The organism is Desulfobacterales bacterium, from assembly GCA_021647905.1.
In the GTDB taxonomy this organism is placed as follows: Bacteria; Desulfobacterota; Desulfobulbia; order Desulfobulbales; family BM004; genus JAKITW01.
On the sequence record JAKITW010000102.1, the window covers coordinates 1 to 7,100 of the forward strand.

General features: G+C 59.4%; 7 protein-coding genes. 2 read left to right on the forward strand and 5 right to left on the reverse strand.

Annotated features, from left to right (window positions below; all coding sequences use genetic code 11):
* From ybeY to L3J03_11840, 4 genes are all read right to left on the reverse strand, one after another.
* Nucleotides 1-617, reverse strand: a 617-nt coding sequence (ybeY, locus tag L3J03_11825; GenBank protein MCF6291669.1) for an rRNA maturation RNase YbeY, incomplete at its 3' end; no start/stop codon positions are given.
* A gap of 132 nt (nt 618-749) precedes the next feature.
* The gene (locus L3J03_11830; protein ID MCF6291670.1) at nt 750-1,754 is read right to left on the reverse strand and encodes a PhoH family protein; all 1,005 of its coding nucleotides are present in this window, start codon (nt 1,752-1,754) and stop codon (nt 750-752) included.
* A 42-nt stretch (nt 1,755-1,796) separates the two neighbouring features.
* Nucleotides 1,797-2,147, reverse strand: coding sequence for a hydrogenase maturation nickel metallochaperone HypA (locus L3J03_11835; protein ID MCF6291671.1), 351 nt, complete (start codon nt 2,145-2,147; stop codon nt 1,797-1,799).
* Nucleotides 2,140-2,373 (reverse strand): HypC/HybG/HupF family hydrogenase formation chaperone, encoded by a 234-nt coding sequence (locus tag L3J03_11840; protein MCF6291672.1) that lies wholly within the window; start codon nt 2,371-2,373, stop codon nt 2,140-2,142. Before L3J03_11840 ends, L3J03_11835 begins: the two co-directional genes overlap by 8 nt.
* Before the next feature lie 276 nt (nt 2,374-2,649).
* Here L3J03_11840 and L3J03_11845 point away from each other — a divergent pair, with 276 nt between their 5' ends.
* Entirely contained in the window at nt 2,650-4,059 is a 1,410-nt protein-coding gene (locus tag L3J03_11845) for a sigma-54 dependent transcriptional regulator (protein ID MCF6291673.1), read from the forward strand.
* Between the two features lie 15 nt (nt 4,060-4,074).
* A complete protein-coding gene (locus L3J03_11850) occupies nt 4,075-5,745 on the forward strand; it encodes an ATP-binding protein (GenBank protein MCF6291674.1) in 1,671 nt (556 codons plus the stop codon).
* A 21-nt stretch (nt 5,746-5,766) separates the two neighbouring features.
* On the opposite strand, the gene murA is transcribed toward L3J03_11850, so the two are convergent.
* Nucleotides 5,767-7,050, reverse strand: a complete 1,284-nt coding sequence (gene murA / locus L3J03_11855) for a UDP-N-acetylglucosamine 1-carboxyvinyltransferase (protein ID MCF6291675.1) — start codon at nt 7,048-7,050, stop codon at nt 5,767-5,769.
* Between the last annotated feature and the right edge of the window lie 50 nt (nt 7,051-7,100).

A 7,100-nucleotide genomic window follows, 5' to 3' on the forward strand; every position in this document is an offset into this window, starting at 1 on the left:
CGGTCCTGGATGTGGCGGCGGTCCTCGCGCAGATGCACGACAATGCCTTCGGCGCCGGCCAGTTCACAGATGCCGGCGGCCAGCACCGGGTCCGGCTCGCTAATGCCGCGGGCCTGGCGCAGGGTTGCCACGTGATCAACATTAACCGCAAGTCGTATCATGCCTTTTCTCCTTTGCTGAATAAATTGGTGCATTATTATTTTTTCCTGGTCCTCCATCCGGGCCGCCTCGTCCTCGGAGCGTTCATGGTCAAAGCCGAGCAGATGGAGCAGCCCGTGGACAAGCAGAAACAACAGCCGCTGGTGCAGGGTGACCTGCGCAACAATCGCCTCCCGGGCCGCGGTTTCCACCGAGATCACCACGTCGCCGAGCAGATTGGCGGCCATGCCGGTGTCCGCGCCTTCGGTCAATGAAAAGGCCAGCACGTTGGTGGGACCGGGCTTGCGGCGATAGGTCTCGTTCAATTCCGCGATCCGCTTATCCGAGACCAGCAGGATGCTCAGCTCGGCATCACCGCGGCCGCATAGATCCAGCAGCCTGGTTGCGGCCTGCTCGATCTGCGCAAGACATACCGGGGTTCCGGCCGGCAATGAATCAGTGGTGAGATAAACCGGCATCTTTTATACTTTTTCAAAATTTAATTTTACCGCAGAGGACGCAGAGGGCACAGAGGTAATTACTTGAAGATAATATATTTTTTTGCGACCTCTGCGACCTCTGCGGTTAATTCTTTCGTTGTTATGATTTCTTCAGGATTTGCGGGTTTTTTTAGAGGCACTCCTGTCCTTTTTTTCGTAGGCCCGGATAATCTGCTGAACCAACGGGTGCCTGAGCACATCCACATCGGAAAAGGTACAGAAACCGATGCCCTTGATCTTCTTCAAAACCCGGGCCGCCTCCACCAGGCCTGACAGTTTACCGGCCGGCAGGTCGATCTGGGTGATATCGCCGGTGATCACCGCCCGGGAATCAAACCCGATCCGGGTCAGGAACATCTTCATCTGTTCGTGGGAGGTGTTCTGGGCCTCGTCCAGGATCACAAAGGCGTTGTTCAGGGTGCGGCCGCGCATGAAGGCCAGGGGCGCGATCTCGACAATGGACCGCTCAATCAGTTCCGCCACCTTGTCCCGGCCCACCATGTCGTTCAAGGCATCGTACAACGGCCGGAGATAGGGATCAACCTTCTGGGCCATGTCACCGGGCAGAAAGCCCAGCTTCTCGCCGGCCTCCACCGCCGGCCGGGTCAGGATAATCTGTTTGACCTGGTTGGCGGCCAGGGCCGAGACGGCCGCGGCAACGGCGAGATAGGTCTTGCCGGTGCCGGCCGGACCGATACCAAAGACGATATCATTGGCGCGGATACTGTCGATATACTGTTTCTGATTAACACTCTTGGGAGAGATCACCCGCCGGCTGGCGGTGATATAGACCCGGTCGAGAAAGATATCCTTTAACACCGCCCGGGGCGAACGTTCCAGGATCCGGAGCCCGTAGGCCACGTCCCGGGGATAGACCGGATAGCCCGCGCCAACGATCTCATATAGCTGTTGCAACCCGGTCACCGCCAGATCAACCTCATGGTCCATGCCGCTGACCGTCAGGGTGTTGCCCCGGGCCTGTACCGTCACCCCGGCGGTTTTCTCCACCGCGGCCAGGTTCCGGTCCAGCTCGCCGTACAGCAGCAAGGCCCGGTCATTATCATCAAAAACCAGCTCAACCTTGTTTTCCCGGCCCTGCTTGCTCCTTTTTTTCACCCTGTGCCGCTGCCTCACCCTTTCCCTCCGGTTCCCCGGGGTCTATTCCACATCCATGTCCACAATCTGCATCTCCTGTCCCTGTTCAACCCGGATGGAGGAAGAATTACAGGCAGGACAACAAAAAACAAACCAACGATCTTCGGAAAGTTCAAAGGCCCGGCCGCAGTCATTACAGGAGCCGCCCACCGGTACATGGTCGATGACCAGTTCCGCTCCCGCGGCAATGGTGCCGGCCTTGGCGCAGTCAAAGGCAAAAGAAAGGGCCTCGGGCAGGATACCCGCCGCCTTGCCGATCCGCAGCCGCACCGCTCCGATACTCTGATAGCCTTCCCGCCGGCACTGGCTGATCACCGTGTCGAGGATGCTCATCGCAATGGAGGCCTCATGCATGATCAGTCAAGCTGTCCAGTACCTGGGAAAACAGGGCCAGACTCTCCCGGCCGGCCTCGGGATCGACCTTCTGGATGGCATACCCGGCATGGACCAGGACATAATCACCCACCTCGGCCTCCTCGGCCAGCAGCATCAGGCTCACCTGCCGTTGGGCGCCGTAGACCTCAATGGTGGCCATCAGGTCGTTCTTACTGACGATTATCGAAGGGATTGCAACGCACATGGGATTCCGGTCCGTTTTCCGCAGGCCGGCCCGTGAACGGGTTGCCCCGCTATCCGGCATGGAACCAGGTAGGCCTTGCATTTTCAGTTGCCGGCCTATTATATATAGGAAAATGAATTAGTTCCACTAAGAAGTATCAGAACCAGGCAAAATCGCCCCTGTCTCTATCCGTAAAGCCGCCCCTGGCGGACCTGTCTCCGGCCGCGGGGAGCCGGAACAGGCAATGGACCCCTTCACTCCACCGGACCGGGCCCGAAACCCTAATGGAGAATATTGATGTCGACCATTCTCGTGGTTGATGATGAACTGAGCATGCGGGAGTTTTTCAGCATCCTGCTGGAAAAGGAAGGCCATGGCGTGGCCACTGCCGCCGATGCGAAGACGGCCCTCGAACTTCTGGCCGGAAGCCGGGAATTCGACCTGGTGATTTCGGACATCAGGATGCCCGGTGAGGGCGGCCTCTCCCTGCTCGCCAAGATCAAGGAAAAAAACAGCGCCCTGCCGGTGATCATGATTACCGCCTTTGCCTCTCCGGAAGACGCGGTCACCGCCATGAAGAGAGGCGCCTTTGACTATATCACCAAACCGTTCAAGGTGGACGAGATGCTGGAGGTCATCGACTCCGCCTGCCGGTTCGGCGCCACTGCGGCGGCAACCGACGATCAGCCGGCCGAGTTGTCTGCCGGTTTCGAGGAAATCATCGGCAACAGCCCGGAGATGTTGAAGATCTTCAGCCTGATCAGCCGGATTGCCCCCACTCCGGCCAACGTGTTGATCCACGGTGAGTCCGGCACTGGCAAGGAACTGGTGGCCAAGGCCATCCACCGCCACAGCAAGGTGGCGGACCGACCCTTTGTCCCGATCACCTGCAGCGCAATCCCGGAAACCCTGCTGGAATCCGAACTGTTCGGTCATGTCAAGGGCGCCTTTACCGGGGCGATTGCCAATAAAAAGGGATTGTTCGAACTTGCCGACACCGGCAGTGTCTTTCTTGATGAAATCGGCGAGTTGACCCCGCTGATCCAGACCAAACTCCTCCGTTTTCTCCAGGAGCGGGAGTTCAAGCCGGTGGGCGGCACCCAGACCATCAAGGTCAATGTCCGGATCATTGCCGCCACCAACCGGGATCTGGAAGAGGAGGTCCTGGCCGGCCGCTTCCGGGAAGACCTCTTCTACCGGCTGGTGGTGGTTCCGCTCCGGGTCCCTCCCCTGCGGGAAAGAAAGGGCGATGTGCCGCTGCTGGTGAATCACTTCCTGAAAAAATACTCGGGCAAACTGGAAAAGGACATCCAGGAAATTTCATCATATGCCCTCGAGGTGCTGATGGACTACGATTTCCCCGGCAATGTCCGGGAACTGGAGAATATCATCGAACGGGGAGTGGCCCTGGAGGACTCCAACATCATCCTGCCCGAAAGCCTGACCATCTCCATCCACCGTCGGCACCAGGAAAACCATGGGCAAGGCGACCCGTTGATCGGGGCGGTCCGGGACGAGGAGGAGCTGTTGCGTCTGGGACTTGAAGAGATAATGGCCCGGATGGAAAAAAATATCATCCGCTACGCCCTGGGCAAGACCGGCAACTCCAAGATGCGGGCCGCGGAACTGCTCAAAATCAGTTTCCGCTCCCTGCGGTACAAGGTCCAGAAATACGGAATCAACGACAGAAGGGGCCGGGCCGGTTAACCGGAGTCACTGAATATGGCCAAGCGTTTCTTCTCCAGACATCTCCCCCCGCGCCTTGCCGACGGCCTGTTGAGAGAACACCTCAAGTGGCTGTTCTTTCTCCGGGTGATCTTTATCTCCCTGTTTCTCGGCCTGAGCATTCTCCTCCAGCCTTCGAGCCGGACCCTGATCATCCCGCCGCTCAACTATATCGCCTATTTCATCGCCGGGGTGTACCTCTACACCATCCTCTCGGCCCTGATCCTGAAAAAGATAAAAAAAATCGTCACCTTCGCCTACAGTCAGGTGCTGATCGATTCCCTGCTGGTCTCCCTGCTCATCTACTCCAGCGGCGGCAGCCAATCGATATTCATTCCGGTCTATTTCTTCCCGATCATCGCTGGCAGCATTATCCTTCTCCGCCACGGCGGCCTGGCCACGGCCGCGGCCGGCACCCTGGGATACGGCCTGGTCCTGGTCCTGGAATACCTGGGCCATTACCCCCGGTTCTTCATCAGCTACGGCTACCGGCCGCCCCGGGATTTCATGGTGGTGTTGAACTATTTCTCCATCCATGGACTCAGCTTTTTCCTGGCCGCCTTTTTGAGCGCCCTGCTGTCCGAACAGCTCCGCAAGACGGAAAAGGCCTTAAACCTCACCAGCCGCCGCTTCGACCGGCTGAATTTCCTCTACAAACAGATATTCGACGATATCGCCACCGGGATCATTACCCTGGACGGAGACGGCAGCATCGGTTCCTTTAACCGGGCCTCGGAAAAGATCACCGGCTTTTCCGAGGCAGAGGTGCTTGGCCGGCCGCTGGCCGACATCTTTCCCCAGCTCCGCGGTCTGGCCCGGGCAGCCTCCAGGCCGGCCACCGAACTCGTCAGAAAAGACGGCGGCAGAATCCCGGTGGCCTACTCCTGCTCCAAGTTGAACATGCCTGAAAACTGCGAGGGCTGTCAGGTGATCACCCTGCAGGATCTAAGTGAAATAAAAGAGATGGAAAAACAGGTGCAGCAGGCCGAAAAAATGGCCGCCATCGGCGAGATGGCCGCCGGGGTGGCGCACGAGTTCCGCAACCCGCTGGCCGCAATCTCCGGCTCGGCCGAAGTCCTCCGTCAGGAGATAGAACCCGGGTCGTCCGGTCAACGGTTGCTGGAAATCATCATCCGGGAGTGTAACCGTCAGGAGGAGAGCATCTCCGACTTTCTGTTGTTTTCCAAACCAGGGCATCCGGAAAGGGAATGGATACCGCTCGACAGCCTGGTCCGGGACGTAACCATGTTGCTCCGCCAGTCGAAAAACTGGGCGGATCGTTTCAGGACCATGGTGAATATCCCGCCCCAACTGGACTGCTGGGCCGACCCCCAGCAACTCACCCAGGTGTTTATCAACCTGCTCGGCAACAGTTGTCAGGCCATGGCCAACCAAGGCGACACCATCCGGATCGATGCAGAGGAGTTTACAGCTGAGGATGGACGGCCGAGAACCAGAATCCGGATCAGCGACAACGGTTCGGGGATCGCGCCGGACAACCTGGAAAAGATTTTTGAGCCCTTCTTTACCACCCGGGAGAAAGGCACCGGACTGGGGCTGGCCATTGTCCAACAGATCATTACCAGCCACAAGGGCACCATCAAGGTCCAAGGCCGGCCGGGCCAGGGCGCAATCCTTGAAATCGTCCTGCCCTGCCCGGAGACATAGCGGCGTCAGTGCCCTGTGATCTTACGCCTTCTCCCTCCTGATCACGGCCCCAAGGCCCGCGAATTTTTCCACCAGATTCTCGTATCCCCGTTCAAGATGATAGATGCGGGAGATCTCGGTCTCCCCCCTGGCTGCCAACCCGGCCACCACCAGACAGGCGCTGGCCCTGAGATCAGTGGCCATCACCGGCGCGCCGAGCAGCCGGCTGCCGCCCTTGACAATGGCGCTGTTGCCATTGACCCGGATGTCGGCGCCCATCCGTTGCAATTCAGCCACATGCATGAAACGGTTCTCAAAAATCGTCTCGGTGATCACGCTCAACCCTCCGGTCATGGTCATCAGGGCCATGATCTGGGCCTGGAGATCAGTGGGAAACCCCGGATAGGGCTGGGTCTTGATGTCAATGCTTCTGAGGAGCGCGCCCCGGGTAGAACCAGATACCGTTTCCGGCCCGGTGATCCGAATCGACTCCCTGCCCTCGATAACCGCAAGACCCACGGAACGCAGCTTTTCGGTCAATGACGGCAGATGGTCGGGCCGGCAATGGGTCAGGGTCACATCGCCGCCCACCGCGGCCGCGGCGATCAGATAGGTGCCGGCCTCGATCCGGTCCGGAATCACCGAGATCTCCGCTGGTCGCAGTTCAGTGACCCCGTGAACCGTGAGACGATCACTGCCCCGGCCCTTGATCCGGGCGCCCATGGCAACGAGCATATCCACCAGGTTGGCAACCTCCGGCTCCCGGGCCGCATTCTTGATCACCGTGGTTCCTGCGGCAGTGGCCGCGGCCATCAGGATATTCTCGGTACCGGTCACCGAAGGGATATCAAAACAGATGGTCGCCCCGCGGAGTCCGTCCGGGACCCGGGCATCCACATAGCCCTGCTCCAGCTCCAGGACCGCGCCCATTTTCCGGAACCCCTGGAGGTGAAAATCAATGGGCCGGGCCCCGATGGCGCAACCACCGGGCAGGGAAACCCGAGCCCGGCCCAGCCGGGCGAGCAGGGGCCCTAAAACCAATACCGAGGCCCGCATGGTCTTGACCAGGTCGTATGAGGCCTCATAGCCGGCCAGCCCGGACGAGTCTATCCTGAGCGTGCTTCCGTCACGCTCCCAGACCAGGCCGAAGGTCTCGAGCAGGGCCAGGATCGTACGGGTATCGCGAAGATCAGGAACATTGTCGAGTTGATGCCACCCCGGCGCCAGCAGGGTCGCGGCAATAAGCGGCAGGGCCGCGTTCTTGGCCCCGCTGATCCGTACCTCGCCATGCAGGGGCACACCGCCGTTGATGATAATCTTGTCCATGGGTTACAGGGGTCAGGGGTCAGGGGTCAGGGGTCAGGGGTCAGGGGTCA

Excerpts from the sequence above, each read along its gene's own strand:
- L3J03_11835 (MCF6291671.1), bottom strand. The coding sequence starts at position 2,147 with ATGCATGAGGCCTCCATTGCGATGAGCATCCTCGACACGGTGATCAGC.
- L3J03_11840 (MCF6291672.1), bottom strand. The coding sequence starts at position 2,373 with ATGTGCGTTGCAATCCCTTCGATAATCGTCAGTAAGAACGACCTGATG.
- L3J03_11845 (MCF6291673.1), top strand. The coding sequence starts at position 2,650 with ATGTCGACCATTCTCGTGGTTGATGATGAACTGAGCATGCGGGAGTTT.
- L3J03_11850 (MCF6291674.1), top strand. The coding sequence starts at position 4,075 with ATGGCCAAGCGTTTCTTCTCCAGACATCTCCCCCCGCGCCTTGCCGAC.
- murA (MCF6291675.1), bottom strand. The coding sequence starts at position 7,050 with ATGGACAAGATTATCATCAACGGCGGTGTGCCCCTGCATGGCGAGGTA.